This is a genomic window from Streptococcus sp. 10F2, from assembly GCF_054331515.2.
Map to the genome: position 1 here is coordinate 1 of NZ_JBTGGE020000026.1, position 25,531 is coordinate 25,531.

Annotated in this window: 27 protein-coding genes and 1 other annotated feature; of the genes, 21 read left to right on the plus strand and 6 right to left on the minus strand. The window is 40.2% G+C overall.

The genetic code is table 11. The features are described 5' to 3' along the window. Together ACXM1Q_RS05570 and ACXM1Q_RS05575 are read right to left on the minus strand one after the other, a co-directional pair. Positions 1 to 137 (minus strand): helix-turn-helix domain-containing protein (locus ACXM1Q_RS05570; protein WP_458516988.1); only part of this gene is annotated, 137 nt, incomplete at its 3' end. A 395-nt stretch (positions 138 to 532) separates the two neighbouring features. Beyond that, positions 533 to 937, minus strand: a complete 405-nt coding sequence (locus ACXM1Q_RS05575; protein ID WP_458516943.1) for a hypothetical protein — start codon at positions 935 to 937, stop codon at positions 533 to 535. A 472-nt stretch (positions 938 to 1,409) separates the two neighbouring features. Beyond that, positions 1,410 to 1,480: a sequence feature (ribosomal protein L21 leader region), on the plus strand. A gap of 33 nt (positions 1,481 to 1,513) precedes the next feature. Here ACXM1Q_RS05575 and rplU point away from each other — a divergent pair. From rplU to ACXM1Q_RS05625, 10 genes are all read left to right on the plus strand, one after another. Beyond that, positions 1,514 to 1,828 (plus strand): 50S ribosomal protein L21, encoded by a 315-nt coding sequence (gene rplU, locus ACXM1Q_RS05580; RefSeq protein WP_135037918.1) that lies wholly within the window; start codon positions 1,514 to 1,516, stop codon positions 1,826 to 1,828. A 14-nt stretch (positions 1,829 to 1,842) separates the two neighbouring features. Then, positions 1,843 to 2,187, plus strand: coding sequence for a ribosomal-processing cysteine protease Prp (locus ACXM1Q_RS05585; protein ID WP_135037916.1), 345 nt, complete (start codon positions 1,843 to 1,845; stop codon positions 2,185 to 2,187). 17 nt (positions 2,188 to 2,204) lie between these two features. Next, complete coding sequence (gene rpmA / locus ACXM1Q_RS05590) at positions 2,205 to 2,498, plus strand: 50S ribosomal protein L27 (protein WP_003032879.1); 294 nt, start codon at positions 2,205 to 2,207, stop codon at positions 2,496 to 2,498. A gap of 286 nt (positions 2,499 to 2,784) precedes the next feature. Beyond that, the gene (locus tag ACXM1Q_RS05595; protein ID WP_458516949.1) at positions 2,785 to 3,690 is read left to right on the plus strand and encodes a LysR family transcriptional regulator; all 906 of its coding nucleotides are present in this window, start codon (positions 2,785 to 2,787) and stop codon (positions 3,688 to 3,690) included. Next, positions 3,683 to 4,144, plus strand: coding sequence for a signal peptidase II (gene lspA / locus ACXM1Q_RS05600; RefSeq protein ID WP_458516951.1), 462 nt, complete (start codon positions 3,683 to 3,685; stop codon positions 4,142 to 4,144). The genes ACXM1Q_RS05595 and lspA overlap by 8 nt, the downstream gene beginning before the upstream one ends. After that, entirely contained in the window at positions 4,134 to 5,027 is an 894-nt protein-coding gene (locus tag ACXM1Q_RS05605; protein ID WP_458516953.1) for an RluA family pseudouridine synthase, read from the plus strand. The genes lspA and ACXM1Q_RS05605 overlap by 11 nt, the downstream gene beginning before the upstream one ends. A 3-nt stretch (positions 5,028 to 5,030) precedes the next feature. Next, positions 5,031 to 6,476, plus strand: a complete 1,446-nt coding sequence (locus tag ACXM1Q_RS05610) for an alanine/glycine:cation symporter family protein (protein WP_458516955.1) — start codon at positions 5,031 to 5,033, stop codon at positions 6,474 to 6,476. Between the two features lie 76 nt (positions 6,477 to 6,552). Beyond that, the gene (locus tag ACXM1Q_RS05615; RefSeq protein ID WP_458516957.1) at positions 6,553 to 7,173 is read left to right on the plus strand and encodes a copper homeostasis protein CutC; all 621 of its coding nucleotides are present in this window, start codon (positions 6,553 to 6,555) and stop codon (positions 7,171 to 7,173) included. Continuing rightward, positions 7,173 to 8,567: a peroxide stress protein YaaA gene (gene yaaA / locus ACXM1Q_RS05620; protein WP_458516959.1), complete on the plus strand. Its 1,395-nt coding sequence runs from the start codon at positions 7,173 to 7,175 to the stop codon at positions 8,565 to 8,567. The genes ACXM1Q_RS05615 and yaaA overlap by 1 nt, the downstream gene beginning before the upstream one ends. Positions 8,568 to 8,575: 8 nt before the next feature. Then, positions 8,576 to 9,328 (plus strand): NADPH-dependent oxidoreductase, encoded by a 753-nt coding sequence (locus ACXM1Q_RS05625; RefSeq protein WP_458516961.1) that lies wholly within the window; start codon positions 8,576 to 8,578, stop codon positions 9,326 to 9,328. 247 nt (positions 9,329 to 9,575) lie between these two features. Here ACXM1Q_RS05625 and ACXM1Q_RS05630 read toward each other — a convergent pair whose 3' ends face one another. Further along, positions 9,576 to 10,127, minus strand: a complete 552-nt coding sequence (locus tag ACXM1Q_RS05630) for an NADPH-dependent FMN reductase (RefSeq protein WP_458516963.1) — start codon at positions 10,125 to 10,127, stop codon at positions 9,576 to 9,578. A gap of 63 nt (positions 10,128 to 10,190) precedes the next feature. Further along, entirely contained in the window at positions 10,191 to 10,628 is a 438-nt protein-coding gene (locus ACXM1Q_RS05635) for a MarR family winged helix-turn-helix transcriptional regulator (RefSeq protein WP_458516965.1), read from the minus strand. 93 nt (positions 10,629 to 10,721) lie between these two features. Here ACXM1Q_RS05635 and ACXM1Q_RS05640 point away from each other — a divergent pair, with 93 nt between their 5' ends. The 8 genes from ACXM1Q_RS05640 to ACXM1Q_RS05675 all read left to right on the plus strand — a co-directional run bounded on the left by ACXM1Q_RS05640 (position 10,722) and on the right by ACXM1Q_RS05675 (position 18,638). Further along, positions 10,722 to 11,210 (plus strand): cell wall elongation regulator TseB-like domain-containing protein, encoded by a 489-nt coding sequence (locus ACXM1Q_RS05640; RefSeq protein ID WP_458516967.1) that lies wholly within the window; start codon positions 10,722 to 10,724, stop codon positions 11,208 to 11,210. Continuing rightward, on the plus strand, positions 11,210 to 12,385 hold the full coding sequence (locus ACXM1Q_RS05645) for a pyridoxal phosphate-dependent aminotransferase (RefSeq protein ID WP_458516969.1): 1,176 nt from the start codon (positions 11,210 to 11,212) through the stop codon (positions 12,383 to 12,385). Before ACXM1Q_RS05640 ends, ACXM1Q_RS05645 begins: the two co-directional genes overlap by 1 nt. 10 nt (positions 12,386 to 12,395) lie before the next feature. Then, positions 12,396 to 13,742, plus strand: coding sequence for an asparagine--tRNA ligase (gene asnS, locus ACXM1Q_RS05650; RefSeq protein WP_458516971.1), 1,347 nt, complete (start codon positions 12,396 to 12,398; stop codon positions 13,740 to 13,742). A gap of 66 nt (positions 13,743 to 13,808) precedes the next feature. Next, positions 13,809 to 14,696, plus strand: a complete 888-nt coding sequence (rapZ, locus tag ACXM1Q_RS05655) for an RNase adapter RapZ (protein WP_458516973.1) — start codon at positions 13,809 to 13,811, stop codon at positions 14,694 to 14,696. Further along, a complete protein-coding gene (locus ACXM1Q_RS05660) occupies positions 14,693 to 15,667 on the plus strand; it encodes a YvcK family protein (protein WP_135038474.1) in 975 nt (324 codons plus the stop codon). Before rapZ ends, ACXM1Q_RS05660 begins: the two co-directional genes overlap by 4 nt. Positions 15,668 to 15,685: 18 nt before the next feature. After that, positions 15,686 to 16,603 carry a DNA-binding protein WhiA gene (whiA, locus tag ACXM1Q_RS05665; RefSeq protein WP_135038476.1) on the plus strand — a complete coding sequence of 306 codons (918 nt, stop codon included), beginning with the start codon at positions 15,686 to 15,688 and terminating at the stop codon, positions 16,601 to 16,603. Continuing rightward, positions 16,600 to 17,436: a metallophosphoesterase family protein gene (locus ACXM1Q_RS05670; protein WP_458516976.1), complete on the plus strand. Its 837-nt coding sequence runs from the start codon at positions 16,600 to 16,602 to the stop codon at positions 17,434 to 17,436. Before whiA ends, ACXM1Q_RS05670 begins: the two co-directional genes overlap by 4 nt. Before the next feature lie 293 nt (positions 17,437 to 17,729). Beyond that, a complete protein-coding gene (locus ACXM1Q_RS05675) occupies positions 17,730 to 18,638 on the plus strand; it encodes a restriction endonuclease (RefSeq protein ID WP_458516978.1) in 909 nt (302 codons plus the stop codon). 407 nt (positions 18,639 to 19,045) lie between these two features. Here the strand turns inward: ACXM1Q_RS05675 and ACXM1Q_RS05680 are convergent, their stop codons facing one another. Both ACXM1Q_RS05680 and ACXM1Q_RS05685 read right to left on the minus strand, forming a co-directional pair. Then, positions 19,046 to 20,014: an NAD(P)/FAD-dependent oxidoreductase gene (locus tag ACXM1Q_RS05680; protein ID WP_458516980.1), complete on the minus strand. Its 969-nt coding sequence runs from the start codon at positions 20,012 to 20,014 to the stop codon at positions 19,046 to 19,048. A gap of 212 nt (positions 20,015 to 20,226) precedes the next feature. Continuing rightward, positions 20,227 to 21,219 carry an Abi family protein gene (locus ACXM1Q_RS05685; RefSeq protein WP_458516982.1) on the minus strand — a complete coding sequence of 331 codons (993 nt, stop codon included), beginning with the start codon at positions 21,217 to 21,219 and terminating at the stop codon, positions 20,227 to 20,229. Between the two features lie 524 nt (positions 21,220 to 21,743). Here ACXM1Q_RS05685 and ACXM1Q_RS05690 point away from each other — a divergent pair. The 3 genes from ACXM1Q_RS05690 to ACXM1Q_RS05700 are packed head-to-tail and all read left to right on the plus strand — an operon-like array spanning position 21,744 to position 25,329. Then, complete coding sequence (locus tag ACXM1Q_RS05690) at positions 21,744 to 22,487, plus strand: DeoR/GlpR family DNA-binding transcription regulator (protein ID WP_458516990.1); 744 nt, start codon at positions 21,744 to 21,746, stop codon at positions 22,485 to 22,487. Next, positions 22,484 to 23,395 (plus strand): 1-phosphofructokinase, encoded by a 912-nt coding sequence (gene pfkB / locus ACXM1Q_RS05695; RefSeq protein ID WP_458516984.1) that lies wholly within the window; start codon positions 22,484 to 22,486, stop codon positions 23,393 to 23,395. The genes ACXM1Q_RS05690 and pfkB overlap by 4 nt, the downstream gene beginning before the upstream one ends. Next, positions 23,392 to 25,329 carry a PTS fructose transporter subunit IIABC gene (locus ACXM1Q_RS05700; protein WP_458516986.1) on the plus strand — a complete coding sequence of 646 codons (1,938 nt, stop codon included), beginning with the start codon at positions 23,392 to 23,394 and terminating at the stop codon, positions 25,327 to 25,329. Before pfkB ends, ACXM1Q_RS05700 begins: the two co-directional genes overlap by 4 nt. Positions 25,330 to 25,531: the final 202 nt, after the last annotated feature.

Here is a 25,531-nt window from a genome sequence, read left to right on the forward strand (position 1 = left end):
CCTTCCGTTTTTAATTTTCGTTCCCATCTATGCAACGTAGAGGGATTGATACCGAAAAGCTCACAAGCTTCTGTTCGAGTGTGCCCTTCCTGAACGAAAGACAGCACACGTTTTCTAAAATCAATACTATATGTCATGGTTCTATTTTATCACGTATTATAAAGTGGAACAACTATAACTGTGGAATAAGTGTGAAAAATGATAAGTAGAATACTAATAGCACCTATTATAAATACTATTTTTTTCATTAGTTTTGTCTCCTGAAGGTTGATTTTTTGTAATCCTATTTGAAATAATACTTAAAAAATATTGATTTAAAACGATTTTGAGATAGATAGGGATTGAGTTAAATGAGAGTGTTTGAGAGATTTGTACTGACAGAAAATGAATAGTGGAAGAGGGTTGTGGTGATGAATAGTTTGAGATGAAAAATTATTGAAATCTTTTACTATAGATTAAATTAGCGAGTTATTGGTGTTGGCATATATTGCTGATTTTCGTAATAGAGTTGTTAAAATAAGTTTTATTATTCTCAATTATCCTCGATGTGGTAAACTTTTTTCTCATCAAATGTCAGATCATAAAGCCATTGTAGATTGAAGAATAAGGGAGGGGTTACTCGTTTTTCAATAACATGATTTGTGATTTGTTTGATATATTGCTCAACAATTTCCTGATCTCCAGGTTTCTCTTGAATATTGTGAATTTTATCAGGAAGAAACTCAATAATTTCTGTAATTTTTAATTCAGGTGATAGATGGTAAGATACAGATGTTTGATTCTTATTATCTAGGATACTGAAACTGCTATGAAGTTTTTTAATGCCTTCTCCCTTTTTATAGGTAAATGCTATATCCTTATTTTGATCATATCTAATTATATTTCCTGGCACAGTGTAGTGATATTTTTCATCATTTTCTCGTTTAGATTTGGTCATGACATCTCCCAGATTATAGATAACGACAATAGGGGTCAGTTTTTTATCAGTCTTATTCGAGTGAATATAGTAGTAGAGTCTATTCCATCTGAGATTGGTGAAAATATAGATTGGTATTGCAATAAGGAGGAGAAAGATACTAATTATCTTTTTTCTACTTTGTTTAGTTTGTTGTTTCATATAACATACTTACTATAGACTATTATTTGTGTTTCTTTGAATTATTTTTGGTAGATTTAGTTAGTCTATCAGAAAAAAGTTAGGTGCTTGGGTTTGGTTATAGGGAACTCCTTTCTCCAGAAAAATCTCTAATTTAATTCTACTCTTATTTTTGCCTCAAGTTAATGTCCAGACTAAAGATATTTCTGGAACTTACTTTGAGAATTAACTAACTTAGAAAAATTACTACAAGTATGTCTTTTCTCTTGCTTTTTTTTTCTGAGTAGGATAGAATGTAAGAGTTGACTATGCACATCCTGTGCAACCGCACGAACATCGTTGAAGTGGTTCGTCCCACGATGCTAGGCGAGTCTTCACAAAATGGGGAAACCCGAAACAATCTATAGGAGGTGCATAATGAGCACATACGCAATTATCAAAACTGGCGGAAAACAAGTTAAAGTTGAAGTCGGTCAAGCAATCTACGTTGAGAAGTTAGACGTTGAAGCAGGTCAAGAAGTTACTTTTGACGAAGTTGTTCTTGTAGGTGGTGAAAAAACTGTCCTTGGAACTCCTGTAATCGCTGGCGCTTCTGTAGTTGGAACTGTTGAAAAACAAGGAAAACAAAAGAAAGTTGTAACTTTCAAGTACAAACCTAAAAAAGGTAGCCACCGTAAACAAGGTCACCGTCAACCTTATACAAAAGTTGTCATTAACGCAATTAACGCTTAATTAGAGGTGAACACATGATACAAGCAGTCTTTGAAAAAGCCGAAGATGGCGAGCTGAGGAGTGCAGAAATTACTGGACATGCTGCCAGTGGCGAGTACGGCTTTGATGTCGTGTGTGCGTCGGTTTCTACGCTTGCTATTAATTTTGTAAATTCAATTGAAAAATTTGCAGGCTTTGAACCACATCTAGAATTAAACGAAACTGAGGGTGGTTTTTTACGCGTGGAAATTCCACAAAGTATCCCCCCTCATCAGAGAGAGATGGTTCAACTCTTTTTTGAATCCTTCTTTCTCGGTATGGCAAATTTGGCGGAAGACTCGTCGGAGTTTGTACAAACAAAAGTTATCACTGAAAGCTAATATGGAGGAAAACAATTATGTTGAAAATGAATCTTGCTAACTTGCAATTATTCGCCCACAAAAAAGGTGGAGGTTCTACATCTAACGGACGTGATTCACAAGCAAAACGTCTTGGAGCAAAAGCTGCAGACGGACAAACTGTAACTGGTGGATCTATTCTTTACCGTCAACGCGGTACTCACATCTATCCAGGTGTGAACGTAGGTCGCGGTGGTGATGACACACTTTTTGCAAAAGTTGAAGGTGTGGTACGTTTTGAACGTAAAGGTCGCGATAAGAAACAAGTTTCTGTTTACCCAATCGCGAAATAAGGGTTAGAACCCTATGAAATAAGGCTTTCTGAGATTTCGGAAAGCTTTATTTTTTTGTTTTGGTACCCAACTTCTAAGATTCCTGCTTGATATAGAATGATTCCTTATGTTAAATGAAAGGCTTTACTTAATCTCTATGCTGTGTGAATCTTTGTTAGGAGGATTCTCTTGAGAATGTTTGGATTATTATAAGAAGTGTTTGGAAGGGCTTTTTTCCGTAGTAGACCTAGAATTTTTGCCTTAAGTGTTGTAAAATAGAAGGAAGTTTTTTGAAACAGGTAGGAATATGAATATTCAACAGTTACGGAATGTGGTGGCCTTGGCTAATAGTGGCACCTTCCGAGAAGCAGCAGAAAAATTGTATATCAGCCAACCGAGCTTGTCTATGTCTATTCGAGATTTGGAGCAGGAGCTTGGTTTTAAGATTTTTAATCGTACCAATTCGGGAACGTTCCTGACTCAAAGGGGAATGCCATTCTATGAAAAGGCAAAGAACTTGGTTCAGGAATTTGACGTCTTGGAAAATCAATACCAATCACCCGAAGAGGCAACAGAATTTTCTGTGGCGGGTCAGCATTATGACTTTTTACCAGATATTTTAAATAAGTTGGCTAAACTGTGGCCAGAGCACAGGGATTTTCGTCTATTTGAATCTACGACGCTTCAAATCTTAGATGAGGTTTATAAGGGGCATAGTGAGATTGGTCTCTTTTACCTAAATAGTCAAAATGAAAAAGGGATTCAGCAAAAGTTGCAGAAAATGGATTTGGAAATACAAGAATTATTTTCATTCCCAACCCATATTTATCTAGCAGAAAATCATCCTTTGGTTCAAAAGGGAGAGATTTCTATGTCTGATTTGGAGAACTATCCGACTGTTCGTTTTACCCAGGAGAAAGATGAGTACCTCTATTATTCAGAGAACTTTTTTGACACTTCGACAAGTCCAGTTCTTTATGAAGTAACGGATCGCGCAACCTTGAATGGATTATTGAAGCGTACACATGGCTATGCGACAGGTTCAGGTTTTTTAGACAAGGAAGTCAGTCCGGGGATTGTAGCCCTACCGGTTAAAGAAGGGCGTAAGAATACCATGGTTTGTGCTTTTCGTTCGGGTAGTGAGCTATCGGCAATTGCACAGGACTTTTTAGAATTGCTCGTTGAAGCAGCAGAGGAGATTGGTTATGTCTAGAAAAGTATTGTTGCTGATTCTCGGTTTTTTCTTGATACTGGGAGATCAACTTCTTAAATTTTGGGTTGTGGGACATATTGCCATTGGTGAGTCATTAACATTTTGGCCGGGAATTATGGATTTGACCTATTTGCAAAATCGTGGCGCTGCCTTCTCTATGCTTCAAGGACAGTTTTGGTTTTTCTTCTTAACTACTTTTCTGACGATGGGGATTGCTGGTTATTATTTTTTCAAATCTAGATCCAGTCAATGGGAGCGCCAAGTTGGCTTGGCTTTAATGATGGCTGGAGGTATTGGAAATTTTATTGATCGGGCTACTCAAGGCTTTGTAATTGATATGTTCCAGCTTACCTTTATCGACTTTGCTGTTTTTAATCTAGCGGATACCTATTTAACTGTTGGAGTTGCGATTTTAATTTTAGATCTCTTAAGGGAGGATGAAGATGGAATTTAAGGTAAAAATAGGTGGTGAGCGCTTAGATAAGGTCTTGGCTGAGAATACAGAGCTTTCTAGAAGCTTGGCCAATGAACAGATAAAGGCAGGTCTTGTTTTGGTGAATGGTCAGGCTAAAAAGCCTAGGTATGCTGTAGTAGAAGGGGATATCATCACCTATCAGCTTCCAGAACCAGAGGAGTTAGACATTCAGCCTGAGAATCTGCCAATCGATTTAATTTATCAAGATCAAGATGTTGCAGTGGTGAATAAATCACAGGGGATGGTGGTTCATCCTAGCGCTGGGCATCCTAATGCGACTCTTGTTAATGCTTTGCTGTACCATGTTCAGGATTTGTCTGGTATCAACGGTGTTATGCGTCCAGGAATTGTTCATCGGATTGATAAGGATACATCTGGTCTTTTGATGGTCGCAAAAAATGACCAAGCTCATGAGAAATTGGCTCAAGAATTAAAAGAAAAAAAATCACTAAGGAAATACTTAGCCTTGGTACATGGAAATGTGCCAAGTGACAAAGGGGTTATTGAGGCGCCTATTGGTCGCAGTGAAAAAGATCGCAAGAAACAGGCAGTCCAAGCTAATGGTAAGCCGGCACTTACTCGTTTTACTGTTTTGGAACGTTTTGGCAACTACAGTCTAGTGGAATTGCAGTTGGAGACAGGACGTACCCATCAAATTCGGGTTCATATGGCTTATATTGGACACCCAGTTGCAGGTGATCCACTCTATGGTCCCAAGAAAACCTTGAGTGGAAATGGGCAATTTTTACATGCTGCACAGTTAGGTTTTACGCATCCTCGAACAGGGGAAACGATGGTGTTTTCAGCACCGCTACCGGATATATTTGAAAAAAATCTCGAGCAATTAAGAAAGGATTATTAATTCATGGATTTCATTAAGACCCTCTCCGATTGGATTTGGAGCCCAGCTTTGCTAGCTTTTCTAATTGGAGCAGGTTTGTATTTCACAATTCGTACAAAGTTTGTTCAGATTCGAATGATTCCAGAAATGATTCGGATGATGTTTGAAAAACCCGAGGATGGGCAAGGAATTTCTTCTTTCCAAGCCCTTTCAGTAGCTCTTTCTGGTCGTGTTGGTACCGGGAATATTACAGGGGTGGCTTCTGCCATTGCCTTTGGAGGTCCTGGTGCAGTCTTCTGGATGTGGGTGATTGCCTTTGTGGGAGCTGGATCTGCTTTTGTGGAGACGACTTTAGGTCAAGTCTATAAAGAAGAAGTTGATGGCCATTTCTATGGTGGGCCAGCCTACTATATTGAAAAAGGTTTAAAACTGAAAAAATTAGCAATGGGGATGGCCTTGATTCTTGCTTTTTCATTTGCTTTTCTTATGTCAGGGATTCAAGTAAATGGGATAAGTGTAGCTATGGACAATGCCTTGAGCATTCCCCCATTAGTATCTACTTTGGTTGTTGTGGCGGCACTCTTAATGATTGTCTTGGGTGGTATTCAACGAATTGCTAAGATTGCAGAAGTTGTAGTTCCTTTTATGGCGGGAGTTTATCTCTTGATGGTTTTTGTGATTATCTTTGCGAACTTAAATCAAGTAGTTCCTGTTTTCCAGTTGATTTTTAAATCTGCTTTTGGAGTAGAGCCTATGTTTGCGGGCTTACTCGGATCTGCCATTTCTTACGGTGTGAAACGGGGAGTTTATTCAAACGAAGCTGGGCAAGGGTCTCAAGTTGCTGCTGCAGCTTCTGCTCAAGTGTCCCATCCAGTGAAACAAGGTTTGGTTCAAGCATTCTCTGTCTACATTGATACGCTTTTTGTCTGCACGGGGACAGCCCTGGTCATTCTTTTGACAAATTCGTACAATGTATTTGATGCCAACTCAAATCCTGTTGTGGCTCATTTGGCCAATACCAATCCGGATAGTGCAGGGGCTCTTTATACTCAAACAGCCTTGTCAACTATTTTAGGATCGTTTGGTCCTGTGTTTGTGGCTTTCGCGTTGGTATTTTTTGCCTTCACAACTTTGATGAGCTATTACTATATTGCAGAGACAAATCTTCGTTATTTACTGAAGCCTGAGAAGGTGAAAATCCCACTGATGATCATGCAGGTTTTGATGGTTGGCATGTTGATTTACTCAGGGATTGCCTCTAGTCAAATGGCTTGGACTATGGGGGAGATTGCCAGCGGAATTACCGTTTGGCTCAACGTCACCGCCATCCTCTTCCTATCTCCTCTTGCTTTCAAATTATTGAAAGATTATGAAAAACAAAGAAAAGAAGGGAAAAATCCTGACTTTAATCCGATGGAATTAGGCATTGAAAATGTCTCTTACTGGGAAAATCGGTCACGTAACAAGTAAGCTAAACAATCGAAACTCAGGTCATTAGGCCTGAGTTTTTGTATAATAAGATTAGAAGAAATAGGAGGTAGAGGCTATGCTTTATGAATTTTGTACAGAAGATGTTCGGTTGATTCCTTTTGCTTTAGAGGCGGGGGCAGAGCGGGTTGAGCTTTGTGGAGATTTGTCAGTAGGCGGAGTTACTCCGAGTCCAGCTATGATAGAAGAAGCGTTACCACTAGGACTGCCCATTGCACTAATGATTCGTCCAAGAGGTGGAGATTTTGTATACAGTCCAGAAGAAGTGGATCTTATGGTAGAGCAGATTCAGCTATCTAAAGAAATGGGAATCAAGTCCTTTGTTTTTGGAGCTCTATTGAAAGATGGAAGTTTGGACAAGGAAAATCTTCAAAAGCTTTTGCAGGCAGTGGGTGAGGATGAGGCTGTGTTTCATATGGCTTTTGACCAAATTCCGTGGGAACAACGCCTCGAATCCTTAGATTGGTTAGCCCAAGCAGGCTTTAAACGAATTTTGACTCACGGTGGTCCTCAGGATCAGGATATTTGGTTCTATGCAGATCAGATTGATCAAATTGTTGCACGCGCAGCTGGGAAAATTGAAATTCTTCTTGGCGGAGGAATTAATCTAGAGAATCGTGATAAAATTGCTCAACGTTTTGGCTTGGATCAACTTCATGGGACTAAGGTTGTTGGATAATGGACTGGCGGTCAAACTTTTTTCAAAATCCTATTGATGAACAGAGTCTTGAAAACGTTGGTTTTACAAAGCGAGGGGAAATCTATCACTATTCCGAAATTTTGGAAGAGGTGGAACTGGAACTTCATCTCCGATGGAACCCACAGGAAGCAAAGATGGAGATTAGTCTCTGGGATTCTCTAGCTGAAGCAGAGTATCCCTTGGCTTTTATTCCTTCTAGTAAGGGCGCTTATGTTGGTCAAGTACGGAAAATTCTTTGGAAAAGATTGAGTCACATGGACAGAGAGATTAGTCATCCACAAAAAATCTTCTCTGATCAAGCTGAAGCTTTATTACAATTGATTCAGATTCGTTGGGGTTGGAAGCCAGACTTTCTTTGGGAGGCTCATCCTAAAACCGCTGTCTTTCGTTATGGCTCCAAACAAACCTGGTTTGGAGTGCTTCAAGAAATCGATTGGGCAAAAATCGATGCTCGAAAAGAGGGTTCAGTTACGATTTTAACACTCAAGTCTGATCAGGTTTTGGATTTATTGGACAAGCATGTAGCCTATCCAGGTTTTCATATGAATAAGAAATATTGGATTAGCTTTCCCCTGGATGGTCGTCATACATTAGAACAGCTACTAAGCTACTTGGTCAAATCTTATCAAATGATTGGAGGAGATTTGACTTTGGAAAGGAAAATGATGAAAATTTTACTGCCTACAGCTAAGGAATTAGACCTGTCTGGGACATTTACTGAAAGTGAGCCCTTATCCCCAGCTGGTCAAACTGTCCTTGAAGCCTTAGAGCAAATTACGGATTGGTCGGCTTTTTTTAAATTAAAGGAGGACAAGGCAAAGGAAGAGGGAGAGCGCTTTTTAGCTTTGCGCCAAGGTCAAGCGAAGAGTAAGCCAGCCCTTCAACTTTTTAATGGTTTGATGTATCGACAAATCAATCGGGACCAGACTGACAATCCCTTTTGGAATTATGTATACATCACTTCCAGTCTCTATGGTTGCGTGCCTATTTTAACGTCAATGGCACCCCATCGTTTGGATTTTCAAGTTCCCCTTCAAGTCGAAGGTCAAAGTTTGAGTCAATTCTGGCGTCCCCATTTTGATGCAGCGATTGGTAATGATACTGTGCTCTCACTACTTTCATCTGAGTTTGAGCAGGTATTTTCTAAGGAAGTCAGAGATCAGTTTATCCGAATTCAATTTAAAGAAAAAAAGGGGAATGCTCTTAAAACGCACTCCACCATTTCCAAAAAAGGGCGTGGTCTCTTAATCCAAACACTGATGGAAAATCCAGTTCAGGAACTGGAGGCTATTAAGAGGATAAACATTGCTGGATTTGTTTATCAAGAGGATTTATCTGATACTAAAGATTGGATTTTTCTACGAGAAGTATAGGAGGTAGCATGAACGAAACGATAGAATCTCAATTACGGCACCGAAGTATTCGTAAATTTCGTCAGCAAGAGCTGACAAGAGACGAATTGGATGTATTGCTGAAAGTTGCCCAACAAGCTCCAACCAGTAATTTCCGTCAATCCTACTCAATCCTGAGCATTACGGATCCAAATTTGAAGAAAGAACTAGCTGAGATTGGACAGCAGGAGTACATTGAGTCTGCTCCGCACCTCTTTATTTTCTTGGTGGATCAGGCAAGGAATACTAAAATTGCAGAAGCACAAGCTGCTCCAGCTCATGTACAAGGTAGTCCAGAGCGTTTTTTATCCGCTTATGCAGACGCACTCCTTGCCTCTCAGAATATGGTGGTAGCAGCGGAGAGTCTAGGTTTAGGAACTGTCTATCTAGGGAGTATCCTTAACGATCCTAAGCGACTCTGCCAATTATTGGCTCTGCCAGCATATGTGTATCCTGCTGTGGGACTAGCCTTAGGTTGGCCGGATCAGGATCCACAGATCAAGCCTCGTTTACCAAGAAATATCATTTACATGGAAAACCGGTATCAAGAATTGGAGCATCCTCTTGAGAGTCTGGAAGCGTATGATCAAGAAATCGAAAACTACTATGATCTTCGCTCCTTTAACAATCGTCTAGAAGCTTTTACGACAAAAATTTCGAAAGAGATGGCTCAGTTGCCTGCTAAAAGAGCAGAAACCCTAGATGCCCTACAGGAACAAGGCTTCTTTCGCTTAGAAGATTAAGGCTCTTGGAGTTCAGTGATTCAACAGTATCTTTGAACTTGATGAATACTCTGTATGGCAGGCTGATTGATGAGGAGCCTTTGATTGGCGAAGGAGCAAATACTGCTGCGCCAATGAGTGAATGAGGCTTCTTGCCTTTCTGACTGAACTCTTGTTTGATATTTTAAATTGTTTTGAGTATCAACGAAAAAAATCCCTTTGCTTCATGGTTAGCAAAGGGATTTACCTTTATTTCAATGTGGATTGTTTAAGCTTCGTTAAGGGCAGCAAGAAGGGCTTCTGCTTGTTTCGTTAAATCAGCCATAACTTCTTCAGAAGCAACGAATGTGCCATCTACCCAAGCAGAGTCATTCACACGTGATGTAGTAATTTGGTCCACAAATTGAGTGCGGATAAATGGTAACATGGTGCGATAGATTTCCTCAGTTGTGTCAAATCCAACATTACCCACAATGGATACTGTACTTACCTTATCATGAAGTGCGGACGGACCTCTTGTATCTGAAAGATCCAAAGCACGGCTAGCCCAGTCGAGAAGGTTTTTCACACCACCTGGGATAGAGAGGTTGTGGATTGGTGAGAAGATCCAGATAGCATCTGCAGCTTGGATAGCTTCACGAACAGCTGCGACAGGAGCTGGAGTTGGAACTTCCAAGTCTTGAGAGAAGACAGGAACATCTTTCCAATCTAAGTAGCTAACGTTGGCTTTGCCTTCTAGTACTTTTTCAGCAGTTTCAGCCATTTGTTTGTTAAAAGATCCTTCACGTAGAGATCCGACGATAAATAAAATGTTTTTCATTACTTGTTCTCCTTTTATTTACAACTGACAGTATAAATTATTTATTACTAATTAGCAAGAATTTTAACTCAAGTTTTTAAATTTTTTCAAAATCCTAATTAAATCTTCCTTATCTTCTTTAGTTAAAACCGAAAGAGCCTCCTTGACATGAGCGATGTGTTCAGGATAAATGGCTTCAATTTGATTCCTGCCCATGGGAGTTAGTTCAATCAGAAAAGCTCTGCGATCCGATGGATCGCAGACGCGCGTGATGAGACCATCCCGTTCCATATTACGAATGATCACGGTCATGTTTCCTGAGGTTGCTAACATTCGGTCGGTCAAATCTTGAATCCGCATTTTGCCCTTAGCGTAAAGAGTATCTAAGACTGAGAATTGACTGGGTGTTAAACCATGGTCCCGAGCTGCTTTCTGCTCCAAACATCGAATGGAGCGATCTGCCTTTCGAAAGACAATCATGGTTTTTAAATCCAAAGCTTCTTTTTCAAATAGTTCCTTCATGTTTTTTATTGTATCAAAAAGAACTAATTAGTACAATTAAAAGCAGATGCTTAGCCTATAGCAATCTACGCTAAAAAACGGTATAATGGAAAGGTGAAAAAAATAGTCTATTTAGAGCCCTATTTCCCCAAAGGGCAGTTTTTCCTTGGAATTTTTGCTATCTTATCGATTATTTGTTTTTCGAGTCTTTACCTGATTGATTTAGGGACTAAGACCCAGGATGTCCGGATGTCCAATGCCCAGATTCGTGCTCAAGAATTGGCAGGATTTAGGGAAATTGAATCGGTGGAAGTGTTTAATGGACAGGAATCTTATACAACGGTTTTCGGAAAAAATACAGCTGGGCAAGACCAGGCGATTATTTTGAATGCCAACCAGGAACAAGTTGCTTTAGTTGATTTAAACCAAGGTGTGAGTCGTAGTGAAGCAGAACAGTTGGCGAGTGAAGCTGGTGCGGATCCTATTCAAGCCAGTCGCTTGGGCTATGATCAAGGAAAAGTTGTTTGGGAAGTTCGGTCGGGAACAACTTATTACCTAATTGATTTTCAAGAAAAGAAACTAATACGGAAGGAGGGAGCTTAATGTTAGCTGATCGTGTCAAATACATGGAGGAAAGTGCGACCTTAGCTGCCGCTGCGAAGGCTAGAGAATTAGCAGCAGCAGGGAGAGATATCATTTCTTTGACCTTAGGAGAGCCTGATTTTACGACTCCAGAAGCTATTACTAAAGCGGCCGAGGAGTCCATAGATTCAGGAAAGGCTTCGTTTTACACTCCAGCATCTGGTTTACCTGCCTTAAAAGAAGCGGTTCAGGACTATATGTTTCAGTACTATGGTTATCCTGTTCAAACCTCACAAGTGTTGGTGACAACAGGAGCCAAGATGGCTTTAGCAGCTGTCTTCCTCTCAGTTTTGAACCCAGGAGATCAGGTTCTGATTCCAACTCCTTATTGGGTTTCTTATGTAGATCAAGTGATATTAGCACAAGGTCAAGCGGTGTTTGTAGAGGGAAAGGAAGAGCGGAATTTTAAAATCGAGGTTAGCCAACTCGAAGAGCTTTGGAACGAGCGTGTCAAGGTTTTACTCTTGAATAATCCCTCTAATCCTACAGGGAATCTTTATACAAAAGAGGAATTAGAGGCTATTGCGAACTGGGCCATCCAGCGTAAAGTGTTGATTTTGGCAGATGATATTTACGGACGTCTGGTTTATAATCAAGCTGAGTTTGTATCTATTGCAAGTCTTTCACCCGAAATTCGTAAGCAAACAGTTGTGATAACAGGTGTTTCTAAAACGTACGCCATGACTGGATGGCGGATCGGATTTGCAGTTGGTCCTCAAGAAATTATTCAGGCTATGGGGAAACTAACTAGTCAGCTGACTTCTAACCCAGCGACTGTTGCCCAATATGCGGCCATTGAAGCCTTAAAGGGGGAGCAAGAGGAAGCTGAGAAAATGCGTTTGGCCTTTGAGGAGCGCCTCAATACCATCTATCCGCTTTTAAATCAGGTCCCAGGTTTCCATGTGACCAAATCCCAGGGAGCCTTCTATCTATTTCCAAACGTTGAAGAAGCTATGAAACTAAAAGGGTTTTCTAAGGTTTCAGATTTCACCAATGATCTTTTGGAAACAGTCGGAGTAGCTTTGGTATCGGGGGATGCCTTCGGTAGTCCCAATCATGTTCGCTTGAGTTATGCGACGGATTTGGATACCTTGAAAGAAGCGATTACTCGCTTAGAACAGTATATGAATGTGTAAAGGAAAAAGTATGTCTAAAAAGTATGTGTCTATTCGTGATGTCAAAGACCATGTAGGTCAAGAAGTTACTATTGGTGCTTGGGTTGCTAACAAATCTGGTAAAGGGAAGATAGCCTTTTTGCAATTACGGGACGGTACGGCTTATTTTCAAGCTGTTGCCTTTAAACCAAATTTCCTTGAAACATTTGGTGAAGAAGAAGGTACTGCTAAATTCGATACCATCAAAAAACTCAGTCAGGAAACTTCTGTTGAAGTAAAAGGTATTGTTAAAGAAGATGAGCGTTCTAAATTCGGCTATGAGTTAGATATTACAGATCTCAAAGTGATTGGTCAATCCGTTGATTATCCTATTACACCAAAAGAACACGGAACAGATTTCTTGATGGATCATCGTCATCTTTGGTTACGGTCTCGTAAGCAGATGGCGATCATGCAAATTCGGAATGCCATTATTTATGCAACGTATGAATTTTTTGATCAAAATGGTTTTATTAAGTTTGATAGCCCAATTTTGTCGGGAAATGCAGCGGAAGACTCTACAGAGTTGTTTGAAACCGACTACTTTGGTAATACAGCTTATTTGAGCCAATCTGGTCAGCTTTATCTCGAGGCTGGTGCTATGGCTTTGGGTCGTGTCTTTGACTTTGGTCCTGTTTTCCGAGCGGAAAAATCTAAAACTCGTCGTCATTTGACAGAATTTTGGATGATGGATGCTGAATATTCTTTCCTTTCTCATGATGAGTCTCTTGATTTGCAAGAAGCCTATGTGAAAGCCTTGATTCAAGGTGTATTGGACCGTGCTCCACAGGCATTGGAAATTTTGGAACGGGATGTTGATCTTTTAAAACGTTACATTGCTGAACCTTTTAAACGGGTTAGCTATGATGAAGCGATTGATCTGCTTCAAGCGCATGAGCAAGATGAAGACACAGATTACGAGCATTTGGAACATGGAGATGACTTTGGTTCTCCTCATGAAACCTGGATTTCAAATCACTTCGGTGTGCCTACCTTTGTAACAAATTATCCAGCAGCCATTAAAGCTTTCTACATGAAACCTGTTCCGGGAAATCCAGAACGTGTATTGTGTGCAGATTTGTTGGCTCCAGAAGGGTATGGGGAAATTATCGGTGGTTCCCTTCGTGAGGATGATTACGATGCCCTTGTTGCGAAAATGGATGAGTTAGGAATGGATAAATCAGAATACGAATTCTATTTAGACCTTCGGAAGTATGGTTCTGTTCCTCATGGTGGATTTGGTATAGGAATTGAACGAATGGTTACCTTCGTAGCCGGTACCAAACATATCCGTGAAGCCATTCCATTCCCACGGATGCTTCATCGTTTGCATCCATAAGATGATTACAACTGAGGAGGCTGGACGAAGGTCCATGCCTCATTTTTCTAAATAGGAGGTTGTTGGATGAAAGAGAAACTGCAATTGGTTGTTGTGACGGGGATGAGTGGAGCAGGGAAAACTGTGGCTATTCAATCTTTTGAAGATTTGGGGTATTTTACGATTGACAACATGCCGCCAGCCTTATTGCCGAAATTATTGACCTTGGTTGATGGTTCTGCTGAACAAAAACGTATGGCATTGGTCATTGATATGCGAAGTCGGTCTTTTTTCAAGGACATTCAAGAAGTGTTGGATGAACTGGAAAATCGAGATGATCTAGATTTTAAAATCTTATTCTTAGATGCGGCTGATAAGGAATTGGTCGCTCGTTATAAGGAAACACGTCGAAGTCATCCACTAGCGGCTGACGGGCGTATTATGGATGGTATTAAGCGGGAACGTGAGCTATTGGTTCCTCTTAAAAGCATGAGTCAGAATGTTGTGGATACAACAGAATTAACGCCACGTGAACTACGTAAGTTGTTGGCTCAACATTTTGCAGATCAAGACTTTGAGCAAGCCTTTCGGATTGAGGTCATGAGTTTTGGTTTTAAATATGGACTTCCAATGGATGCTGATTTGGCTTTTGATGTTCGTTTCTTACCAAATCCTTATTACCAAGTCGATTTACGCGATCAAACAGGATTAGACCAACCTGTCTATAATTATGTCATGGAGCAAGCAGAGTCGGAAGATTTTTATCAGAATCTCTTCAATCTTTTAGATCCGATTTTACCAGGTTACCAGAAGGAAGGTAAGTCCGTGTTAACAATTGCAGTCGGCTGTACCGGTGGACAGCACCGTAGTGTTGCCTTTGCTCGTCGGTTAGCAGATGATTTGGCTAAAAATTGGAATGTCCGGGTCAGTCATCGGGATAAGGACAGAAGAAAGGAAACGGTTAACCGTTCATGAGGAAGAAGCGAATTACAGTGATCGGTGGTGGTACTGGAATCTCGGTTATTCTGAATAGCCTCCGAAAACAGGATGTGGATATAACGGCTGTGGTTACGGTGGCCGATGATGGGGGGAGTTCTGGGAAACTACGTGAGGATATGCAGCTTACCCCTCCAGGTGATTTACGCAATGTTCTATTGGCAATGTCGGATATGCCCAAGCTTTATGAAAAGATTTTTCAGTATCGTTTTGCGGAAGACGACGGTCCTTTTGCGGGTCATCCTTTAGGGAATTTAATTATTGCAGGTATTGCAGAAATGCAGGGATCGACTTACCATGCCATGCAGCTGTTGACAAAGTTACTGCACACAACCGGAAAGATTTATCCTTCAAGCGAACGGGCCCTGACCTTACATGCTGTTTTTGAAGATGGAACAGAAGTTGCTGGTGAGAGCCATATTGCCAAGCATGGTGGTATGATTGACCATGTCTATGTGACCAATACCTATGAGGATACGAAACCTCAGGCTAGTCGAAATGTAGTTCAAGCCATTTTGGAAAGTGATATGATTATTTTAGGCCCAGGTTCTCTCTTTACTTCGATTTTACCGAATATTATGATTGAAGAAATTGGTCAGGCATTAAAAGATACTCAAGCTGAGATTGTCTATATCTGCAATATTATGACTCAAAAAGGGGAGACGGAGCATTTTACAGATGCTCAGCATGTACGAGTTTTGCACAAGCATTTGGGTCAAGCCTTTATTGATACAGTGTTGGTTAATGTAGACCAGGTTCCTCAAGACTATATGAATGACCACGAATTTGACGAGTACCTGGTTCAAGTCGAACATGATTTTGCGGACTTGGCTAGCCAAGTTCCTCGGGTTATTTCTTCTAATTTTCTTCTTTTAGAAAAAGACGGAGCTTTCCATGATGGTGATTTGGTTGTGGAAGAAATTATGAAAATTACCAGTCACAAGCATTAGAGAAGGGAGGGCATTTTCATGAGTTTTACCAGTAATATTAAAGAAGAAATTCTTGTCCTCCCCGAGCGCCATCCGGCTGAATTAGCAGCCCTCATTAAACTCTCTGGGAGTCTAGGTTTGAGTCGGGAGGGGCTAACGCTCTCCGTAACAACTGAAAATGCTAAAGTGGCACGCTTTATTTATGAATTTCTCTTGGAGTGGTTTGATATTAAGTCGGATATTCGCCACCATCAGAAGACGAATCTCCGTAAAAATCGTGTTTATACTGTATTTATGGACCATGGAGTCAAAGACTTACTAGATATCCTTGGGCTATCGCCGGCTTTTTTTGAGCAAGAGACCGGCCTGCCTGTGTCCATCATGGACCATGATGATGCCGCTCGTGCCTATTTGCGTGGTGCTTTCCTTGCTAGTGGCAGCATGCGGGATCCTGATTCTGGTCAATACCAATTGGAGATAGCTTCCGTCTATATGGATCATGCTCAAGATTTGCGGCAACTGATGCAGGACTTTCTATTGGATGCTAAGGTCTTAGAAAGAAAAAGAGGGGCGATCACCTATATCCAGCGTGCGGAAGACCTAATGGATTTTCTCATTATTATTGGGGCTTTGGAAGCTATGGAACAACTGGGTCAGATTAAACTAATGCGGGAAACGCGAAATGATCTGAATCGAGCAACCAATGCAGAAACTGCGAATATCGCTCGAACTGTTAAGGCTAGTATGAAAACCATTAATAATATTAGTAAAATCATAGATCATATCGGTCTTGAGAGTTTGAGTCCTGAGTTACAAGAAGTTGCTCGTTTTCGGATTGCCCATCCAGATTACTCTCTCCAGGAATTAGCGGACAGTCTTCCTACACCCCTTACTAAAAGTGGATTGAACCATCGATTGCGCAAGCTTAATAAGATTGCAGAGGAGATACCTGAGTGAAAGTTGCTGTTTTAGGAGATATCCATGGGAATCTGACTGGTTTAGAAGCAGTAGTGGCGGATGCTCAAGAGGCTGGCGTTGAAGAATACTGGCTTATGGGCGATGAGTTGATGCCAGGACCATCGCACGTGCAGATTCTTGACTTGCTTGATAGCCTGCCCTACACCGTTCGTTTACGGGGAAACTGGGAGGATTCCTATCTAAAAGCTAGAGCTGGTATCTATCCTCGTAAGAGCTCTTTAGATTTATTTGTTTATCGTCAAAGTCAACATCTGGATGGCTTTTTGGATGATTCCCATCGTCAAGAAATACAAGCTAGACCTCTCTATTTACATCGAAAAGTAGGACCCTTACGTTTCAATCTTTCGCACCATTTACCTCAAAAGAACTGGGGACGTGATTTAGTACCACCTTTTGAACAAGCGGATTTAAACGTTTTGTTTGCACAAGATGAGGCAGATGTGGCTATTTTTGCCCATAGTCATGTGCAGGGACTTCTCTACACGGAGAAAGGTCAATTAGTTTTGAATCCTGGTTCTGTTGGACAACCCTATTTTCCATGGGATACCTTGCGTCAAGATTTACGGGCTCAATATCTCTTGCTCGAGATTGATGACTCCGGTCTTGCTCAAATAGATTTTCGTAAGGTTACTTACGATGTTGATTTGGAAATCAAGCGAGCTTTAGATGCTCCCATTCCTTATTTTGATTTTTATCAACATTTGATGAAAACAGGCATTCGTCTCAGCAATGATCCAGATTATTTGGCTTCCTATCATCAACAAAGAGGGACGCAAAAAGAAGTTGAGGATTATTTTGGAATTGATTTCTGAAACGATTAAACATACTGCGTGAGAAAGAAAAATCAGGAGTTAACCAAAAATATTTGGACAAATAGAGACAGCTGAATCAGAAAGTTTGTTCATTTGTTGAAGTCGTTTTTGAAACCTAACTGGTTACTGAAATTGGGCTACTCTATGGCAAAGATTATTGGAAATGAAACTTGATGACTAGTCATTAGAGGCTAGTTGGCTTCTTCTATGAAAAAGCAGGAAGAAAAGGGAAGTTCAGTGAATTTTCAAATGAAAATGTAACATGTTTAAAGCAAGTCAAGAGGAGTGATATGATGGAAATACCTAAATATTCCGAACTTTATACTATTATTTTAAAAACTTTAAACGATGGTCAAATCCACTCGAAAAAGGAACTGAAACAGGCTGTTATCCAAGAATTTAAGCTAGATGCAAAATCTCAACAAGCTTTGCTAGCAAGTGGAAGTCAAACGCTACTGGATTCTAGGGTTGGCTGGGCAACCACTTACCTCAAGAAAGCACTTGTCATTTCCAGTCCCAAACGTGCCCAGTTTCAAATCACCCAAAGAGGGGTTAAGCTATTAGAAAAATTTGATGAGATCAATGAGTTGGTTTTGTTGTCCTTTCCTGAATTTAAAGCTTTTAAACAAAATCGTCCTTCCAAAGGAAAGATTCTGGAAACAGGAGATGTGATTGAGGATAATTCTCCACGAGAGGTCTTAGAGCAAGCTTATAGAGAATATAATCAAACTTTAAAGGAAGAGCTTTTAACAGAACTGTATCGAATGGATTCCTATCGATTTGAACAATTAGTCGTCAATCTTTTGGTTAAAATGGGTTATGGATTACCAGCTCCAAGTGGAAATTGGCAGAAGTCCTCAGGGGATGAGGGTATTGATGGGATTGTAAACGCAGATCCTCTCGGTTTTGAAGCTATTTACATTCAGGCAAAACGTTATCAAGAAGGAAATACGGTTGGAAGACCAGAACTTCAGCGTTTTGTGGGAGCCTTGGCTGGTCATGGAGCTTCAAAAGGGCTTTTTATGACTACCTCTAGCTTCAGTAAGGGTGCTCGGGAATTTGCGGAGAAAAATCTGAATGCTAAAATCGTTCTTGTAGATGGTTCTTCTTTAGCTCAGTTTATGATTGACCATAATCTTGGTGTTTCAACTGAAAATACCTTTCATTTAAAGAAGTTGGACAGTGACTTTTTTGAAGATTAAAAAGTCCTTTGTCCTCTGATATAGTCCTACTTAAGTAGACAATCCAACTAAGTATTGTTTATGAAGGTAGGATTTTTATGATGTCTAGAAAAAGGATACACGTTTTGAAGATAAACTAAAAATTGTTTCTAGAGGCTGTAGTAGTGAAGTTTCTAGCTATGAGCTAGTTCATCGATAGTGAAAACACCTATACGCTGTTTAAAGGAAAAACCAGAACAAGTGAAAGCTGGGTCAAAAGCAAATCTAAAACAGGTAGTCGATTATCACAGTAAGTGAGCACTCACAAAATAGATTCATGCGTTAGAATATAGTGTCGATAAGAAAAACCAGAACACCTTAGGTGAACTGGTTTGGTTTTGACTGCAGTTGTCTACTTGACAGAGTAGGTATCACTGAACTGGAGGTCTTTACCTACTTGTTGAATGTTTGGGTTGTACTTTTTGCTTCGGATCAATGAAATGGACTGCGTTATTTACCGCAGTAGGGGCTTCACCAAATCCTGTGGTAATCATAGCTGCTTTGCCAGGATAGGTGCAGCAATCTCCAATAGCATAGATACCAGGAAGGTTGGTTTCTTGTTTCGTGTTGACCAAAATTTTATGACGTTCAAGCTCTAATCCCCATTCCTTCAAGTTTCCGATGGAAGATTTGAAGCCGTAATTAACAAAAATATGGTCCACCTCAAGGTGGTCTTTTTCTTTGGTTTTGCTGTGTTCAACTTCCAGATGAGTAATGGTTCCATCTTGTCCAACAAGGTCACTTGGGATAAATGGGGTACGAATATTTACACTGGATGCTTTGAGGTGAGAGACAGAGTGTTCAAGGGCGCGGAAGTTGTCCCGGCGATGGATGAGGGTTGTGTCGGTAATTTTTTCAAAGGCTAGTGCCCAGTCGACAGCTGAGTCGCCACCACCAAGGATGGCTACTTTTTTATCCTTGAATTGGTCTATATTTTGAACATGGTAGTGAATATTATCAAAATTCTCTGCCCCTTCGATCTCTAAAGGTCGAGCTTTAAAAGCACCGCCCCCCATGGCAATAATGACCGATTTTGACCGATGTTCCCCTTTGGATGTTACAAGTCGATAGTGGTCACTCGCCCGTTCAATTTCCAATAGAGTCTCTCCTAAACAGATTTCGGTTTTAAATGTGTTGAGCTGTTCGATAAGATTCTCGGTTAAACCTTGTCCTGTGATAGAAGGAAAACCAGGTAAATCAAGTATCGTCTTTTCTGGATAGAGAATGGCCGGTTGCCCTCCAAGTTGTTCCAATGAATCAATGAGTTTCACCTTTGATTCTCGAAGGTTGGCGTAGAAGGCGGCAAAAAGTCCTACCGGGCCACCGCCAATAATGGTAATGTCATAAATCTCAGACATGAGATCTCCTTTTTTCTTTATTTTTAAGGGTTCTTTTCTAATTCTATCAAAAAATGAAAAGAGATACATTTTCTATGTCACTACATCAATCACTCATGTTTTTCAAAAAGTAAAGCGCTTGTTTTAATCAAGGTTGGTATGATGAAGAGTAGTGTGCACTTGTGATTATCCGTTAACAGAGTTAGAGAAGGATAAAATGCGTATAGTGTAAATTAGGGGAGTTGCGAAAGTTTTGGTGATAAATGCCAATCATTTGGGAAACCGAATCGAGACAATACTAGATTTGTGTTGATTGGATATGAGCGTTTTGATAGATAATTATCCAATTCCTTGAATTTATTTAGTAACGTATTATGCAATGTAGCATATTGTGTTTTACTTAGGAAACATTGTAGGACTAAAAACGTATTATAAACGTCGCTTTTAGGTGCAGCACTAGAAATATTGTATTGATCATGTAGAGGTCGATAGTAAACTAAGTTGTTTTTACATCTAAAGTCTAATAATCTTGAATCATGTGCACAAATATTTCTCACTTCAAAAATATTTTCTATAAATGACAATAGCTCTGTTGCTGTAAAATATGTTGTAATTGGCATTTTTTCTGAAATAAAGGAATAATGTCTCTTTGCAATAGTGTTTTGTATAGCTGGTAAATATCGGATCACTAATTTTAGTTCCCCAAATGTAAGATACTCAACCATTACCCAAAAAGGAACTCCTCCATGATTATTCTGATGATTTTTGATTGGATTATCACCTCTCATATGACTGTGTTTCCGTATGATTTTACGAAATCTTGTTATTAAAAAGTTTACATCAGTTCTTTGGCGTTGGTTATTTGGATTAAAGGTGTAAAAATTCTGACTTAGATAATCAAATGGATTTGCTCTATATCGCTCACTTATTGTATAGGCAGTTATGGATTTTAAATGTTTCTCAGCCTGTAAGATTGCTTTGAGAAATACAAAACGAATTTCTCTATCAGTAAAATATAGACGAACAATATCATCAAAATTAGTTCCTGGTCTATAGCGATTTGTAGTTGACCAGAAATAGCGGCTATATCCATTAATAATTGAATAGTAATTATTTGTCAGTAAATATAGTTTATTTTTCTGATAGTCGGTGAGTTGTAATTTTCTAGAATACAAAATTTCTAATTGTTCTTGTATTGTTTTAAATTCTTTGACCAAAAAAAGCACCTCCCAATGGAGATGCGATCCGCAATCGGGGCCCTTGAGCTTGTCCGAAAGCTATTCCTTAAGTATCTCCATTCTACTAGTATTATTTTGTTTTGTCAATCTAAACGATTGTTTCTGAGAAAAACTTGATTTTCCAATTTTTCAGTTCATTTATTTTGAGTAGACTTTTATACTCTTCAATTTATTCTTAATTTTACTCTTAATTTTACTCCTCATAGATGATTATAACTGAAATGGGAAATGCTATCAAATAATGATACAGATACTTAGGACACTATTTTGACAAGTACTTATATTAGATAAATATTCGAAGAAAGTGATTCAAAAGGACTACATCATCTCTGTCTAATCCTAATATTCTTAAGTAATGTTTCCTTCCAACTAAAGTCTTGGAAGGGATATTTTTCTGAGAGTTTTAAGTGGATTTAGTGATAGAGTTGAATGTTTTTGATTGAAATTGATTGACATTGAAAAAAATTAGGGTATAATTATTTTTGTAATCGATTTCATGAGGAGGGGATCTTATTCTTAAAGAAGAGCGTCATCATCGAATTCAAGAGGAATTAAGAAGTCAAGGTTTTGTTGGTTTAGATTTTCTGCAAGAATTATTACAAACGTCAGAATCCACCATTCGGCGAGATTTGGCAGAGCTGGAAAGTCAGGGTTTGTTGAAGCGGGTTCATGGTGGAGCTGAGCATCTTCGTTTTCTTTCCAAAGAGGAAAGTATGCAGGAGAAAGCCATCAAGCATGTATCCGAAAAGCAGATCATTGCCAACGGTGCTTTAAAGCAGATTCAGGATGGAGAGACAATCTTTTTGGATGCTGGAACAACAACCGCCTTTTTAATTGAAGGTCTGGCTCAAAAATCTGTTCGGATAGTGACCAATTCGATTCACCATGCTGCTCGTTTGGTTGACTTACATGTGCCAACTTTGATGATTGGAGGTCAGATTAAGGAGACGACTGATGCTTGTATTGGAGCTTCAGCTTTGGAGCAAATCCAAGTTTTGAATTTTGATCGCGCTTTTATGGGAATCAACGGAGTGGACCAAGATTGGTTCTACACACCAGATCCAGAAGAAGCTGCTTTGAAAAAAGCAGTACTTCAGAATACATCAAAGTCGTATGTCTTAGTAGATCCTTCTAAATATTATCAGACTGCTTTTGTAAAAGTTGCTGGAGTTGAGGCTGCAACTATAGTGACATCAGCATCTCACTCCTCCCTCGTAAAACGATTAGTAGAGAAAACAGAGGTACTTGAAGTATGATTTATACAGTAACGCTCAATCCTTCCATTGACTTTATTGTTCGACTTGATCATTTGGACCTTGGTCATGTGAATCGGATGGAATCGGATGATAAATTTGCGGGTGGTAAAGGAATTAATGTGAGCCGTATCCTTCAACGTTTGGGGAAAGACAATAGAGCCACTGGTTTTATTGGAGGTTTTACGGGTCGCTTTATCACAGATGTCTTAGATCAGGAAGGGATTGCCCATCGCTTTATCCAGGTATCTGGAGATACACGGATTAATGTTAAGGTAAAAGCTGATCAAGAAACGGAAATCAATGGACCCGGTCCTGAAATTGAGAGGGATTCCTTGGAGAGCTTAAAAGCACTATTGGCTAATCTTAGTGCGGATGATACAGTTGTTTTTGCAGGATCTAGTCCAGTTAATCTAGGGAATGTGATTTACAATGATTTGATTGCCCTTACCCGAGAGACCGGTGCTGAAGTTGTCTGCGATTTTGAAGGTCAGACCTTGATTGATTCATTGGCGCATCAGCCCCTTTTAGTTAAGCCGAATAATCACGAATTAGGAGCTATTTATGGAAAGGACTTGAAGGATTTAGATGAAATCCAAGAGTATGCTGGTAAGCTCATTCAGGCAGGAGCTCAGCATGTGATTATTTCCATGGCTGGAGATGGAGCCTTGCTGGTGACGGCTGATGAGGCCTACTTCGCAAAACCTATTAAAGGGGTCGTGAAAAATTCTGTTGGAGCAGGAGATTCTATGGTCGCGGGCTTTACAGGTGCTTATGTGGACACAGGCGATGCTCTTGAAGCCTTCAAATGGGGAGTAGCGTGTGGTACGGCTACAACCTTTTCAGATGATTTAGCAAGTGCTGCCTATATTCAGGAAATGTACCAACAAGTGGAGGTAGAAAAAAGATGAAAATTCAGGATTTATTGAAGCAAGAAGTGATGTTGCTAGACTTGCAAGCTCAAAGTAAGGAAGCTGCAATTGATGAAATGGTTCAGTCCTTGGTGGATCATGGCTATGTAACGGATTTCCAACTTTTTAAAGATGGGATTATGGCTCGGGAAGCGCAAACTTCAACTGGACTTGGGGACGGTATTGCGATGCCGCATAGTAAAAATGCAGTTGTGAAGGAGCCGGTTGTTCTGTTTGCAAAGTCTGCTAGTGGCTTGGACTATGAAAGTTTGGATGGCCAGCCAACAAATCTTTTCTTTATGATTGCTGCTCCAGAAGGTGCCAATGATACTCACCTAGCGGCTCTTGCTGATTTGTCTAAATACTTATTACAGGATGGTTTTGCAGAGCAGCTACGTCAAGCATCTAGCTCTAAACAAGTACGAGCACTCTTTGACGAGAAAGAAGAAGCTCAGGCAGCTCCAACGGATCTAGTAGATCAAGATGCAGATTTCTTGGTTGCGGTAACAGCTTGCACAACTGGAATTGCGCATACTTATATGGCTCAAGAAGCACTTCAAAAACAAGCAGCTGAGATGGGTATTGGTATTAAAGTTGAAACCAATGGTGCTAGTGGTGTTGGTAATGCTTTGACAGCTGATGATATTGCGCGTGCTAAAGGAGTCATTATTGCTGCAGATAAGGCTGTTGAGATGGCTCGTTTTGCGGGTAAACCACTTGTTAACCGGCCTGTTGCGGATGGTATCCGTAAAACAGAAGAGTTGATTCAATTGGCACTGGATCCTGCAACTCCTGTCTATGAAGCTCGTCAAGAAGCGGTTCCTTCCACTGCCTCATCTGGTGGCTCTAACCTCTACAAACATTTGATGAGTGGGGTTAGTCAGATGTTGCCATTTGTGATTGGAGGCGGAATTCTAATTGCTTTGGCCTTTCTCTTTGACCAAATGTTGGGTGTGCCTCAAGATCAGTTGGCGAGTCTTGGCTCCTATCATCAAATTTCTGCCTTATTTAAGGAGATTGGTGGAGCTGCCTTTGGCTTTATGCTTCCAGTTTTGGCTGGTTATATTGCTTATTCGATTGCGGAAAAACCTGGCTTGGCAGCCGGATTTGTAGCAGGTGCCTTGGCTTCATCAGGTGCGGCTTGGGGCCACGTTCCCTTCGCTGTTGGTGGAGAGGCTAGCCTAGCTCTCAGTGGAGTCTCCTCAGGATTCCTTGGAGCTCTGGTAGGTGGCTTCTTGGCAGGTTACGTTGTTAACTTCTTGAAAAAAGCTTTGGCGAACTTGCCACGTTCTTTGGAAGGCATCAAATCAATCCTTCTCTTCCCACTATTGGGAATTGGCTTGACTGGTTTCTTGATGCTCTTTGTTAATATTCCAATGGCAGCGATTAACACTGGTCTTAACAATTTCTTGGAAGGATTGTCAGGAAGCTCAGCTGTATTAGTAGGTCTTGTTGTTGGTGGGATGATGGCCATCGATATGGGTGGACCTTTCAATAAGGCTGCATACATCTTTGGTACTGGTACCTTGGCAGCCAGTGTCGCTACAGGTGGTTCTGTTGTGATGGCAGCTGTTATGGCAGGGGGAATGGTACCGCCATTGGCAATCTTTGTAGCGACCTTGCTCTTTAAAAATAAATTTAGTGCAGAAGAACGCAACTCTGGTTTGACCAATATTATCATGGGTCTATCCTTTATTACAGAAGGTGCCATTCCATTTGCGGCGGCTGATCCAGCACGCACTATTCCAAGCTTTGTCGCAGGCTCAGCACTTGCAGGAGGCTTGGTTGGTCTTGCAGGTATTAAGTTAATGGCACCGCATGGAGGAATCTTCGTTGTTGCCCTTACCTCAAATCCACTTCTCTACCTTGTCTTTATCCTAATCGGAGCAGTGGTTTCTGGTTTCCTCTACGGATATTTGAAAAAAACAAATTAAAATGAAAAAATGACTTTTCTGAAAAGAAAGGTCATTTTTTAGACTCTATAATTCCTATGAAGGAATATTTCAATTAATATACTCTTTTAGATTATAAACTGTATATGATATACTATTTTTATGGCATACGGAATTGATTTTAGAAAACGTGTCCTTGAATATGTTAAAGAGGGACATACACGTAAAGAAACAGCAGCTTTAT

Excerpts from the sequence above, each read along its gene's own strand:
- ACXM1Q_RS05625 (WP_458516961.1), top strand. The coding sequence starts at position 8,576 with ATGAACGAAACGATAGAATCTCAATTACGGCACCGAAGTATTCGTAAA.
- ACXM1Q_RS05630 (WP_458516963.1), bottom strand. The coding sequence starts at position 10,127 with ATGAAAAACATTTTATTTATCGTCGGATCTCTACGTGAAGGATCTTTT.
- yaaA (WP_458516959.1), top strand. The coding sequence starts at position 7,173 with ATGGACTGGCGGTCAAACTTTTTTCAAAATCCTATTGATGAACAGAGT.
- rapZ (WP_458516973.1), top strand. The coding sequence starts at position 13,809 with ATGAAAGAGAAACTGCAATTGGTTGTTGTGACGGGGATGAGTGGAGCA.
- pfkB (WP_458516984.1), top strand. The coding sequence starts at position 22,484 with ATGATTTATACAGTAACGCTCAATCCTTCCATTGACTTTATTGTTCGA.
- ACXM1Q_RS05675 (WP_458516978.1), top strand. The coding sequence starts at position 17,730 with ATGGAAATACCTAAATATTCCGAACTTTATACTATTATTTTAAAAACT.
- ACXM1Q_RS05605 (WP_458516953.1), top strand. The coding sequence starts at position 4,134 with ATGGAATTTAAGGTAAAAATAGGTGGTGAGCGCTTAGATAAGGTCTTG.
- ACXM1Q_RS05680 (WP_458516980.1), bottom strand. The coding sequence starts at position 20,014 with ATGTCTGAGATTTATGACATTACCATTATTGGCGGTGGCCCGGTAGGA.
- ACXM1Q_RS05635 (WP_458516965.1), bottom strand. The coding sequence starts at position 10,628 with ATGAAGGAACTATTTGAAAAAGAAGCTTTGGATTTAAAAACCATGATT.
- rplU (WP_135037918.1), top strand. The coding sequence starts at position 1,514 with ATGAGCACATACGCAATTATCAAAACTGGCGGAAAACAAGTTAAAGTT.
- ACXM1Q_RS05585 (WP_135037916.1), top strand. The coding sequence starts at position 1,843 with ATGATACAAGCAGTCTTTGAAAAAGCCGAAGATGGCGAGCTGAGGAGT.
- ACXM1Q_RS05595 (WP_458516949.1), top strand. The coding sequence starts at position 2,785 with ATGAATATTCAACAGTTACGGAATGTGGTGGCCTTGGCTAATAGTGGC.
- ACXM1Q_RS05615 (WP_458516957.1), top strand. The coding sequence starts at position 6,553 with ATGCTTTATGAATTTTGTACAGAAGATGTTCGGTTGATTCCTTTTGCT.
- ACXM1Q_RS05575 (WP_458516943.1), bottom strand. The coding sequence starts at position 937 with ATGACCAAATCTAAACGAGAAAATGATGAAAAATATCACTACACTGTG.
- lspA (WP_458516951.1), top strand. The coding sequence starts at position 3,683 with ATGTCTAGAAAAGTATTGTTGCTGATTCTCGGTTTTTTCTTGATACTG.
- ACXM1Q_RS05610 (WP_458516955.1), top strand. The coding sequence starts at position 5,031 with ATGGATTTCATTAAGACCCTCTCCGATTGGATTTGGAGCCCAGCTTTG.
- whiA (WP_135038476.1), top strand. The coding sequence starts at position 15,686 with ATGAGTTTTACCAGTAATATTAAAGAAGAAATTCTTGTCCTCCCCGAG.
- ACXM1Q_RS05700 (WP_458516986.1), top strand. The coding sequence starts at position 23,392 with ATGAAAATTCAGGATTTATTGAAGCAAGAAGTGATGTTGCTAGACTTG.
- rpmA (WP_003032879.1), top strand. The coding sequence starts at position 2,205 with ATGTTGAAAATGAATCTTGCTAACTTGCAATTATTCGCCCACAAAAAA.
- ACXM1Q_RS05660 (WP_135038474.1), top strand. The coding sequence starts at position 14,693 with ATGAGGAAGAAGCGAATTACAGTGATCGGTGGTGGTACTGGAATCTCG.
- ACXM1Q_RS05645 (WP_458516969.1), top strand. The coding sequence starts at position 11,210 with ATGTTAGCTGATCGTGTCAAATACATGGAGGAAAGTGCGACCTTAGCT.
- asnS (WP_458516971.1), top strand. The coding sequence starts at position 12,396 with ATGTCTAAAAAGTATGTGTCTATTCGTGATGTCAAAGACCATGTAGGT.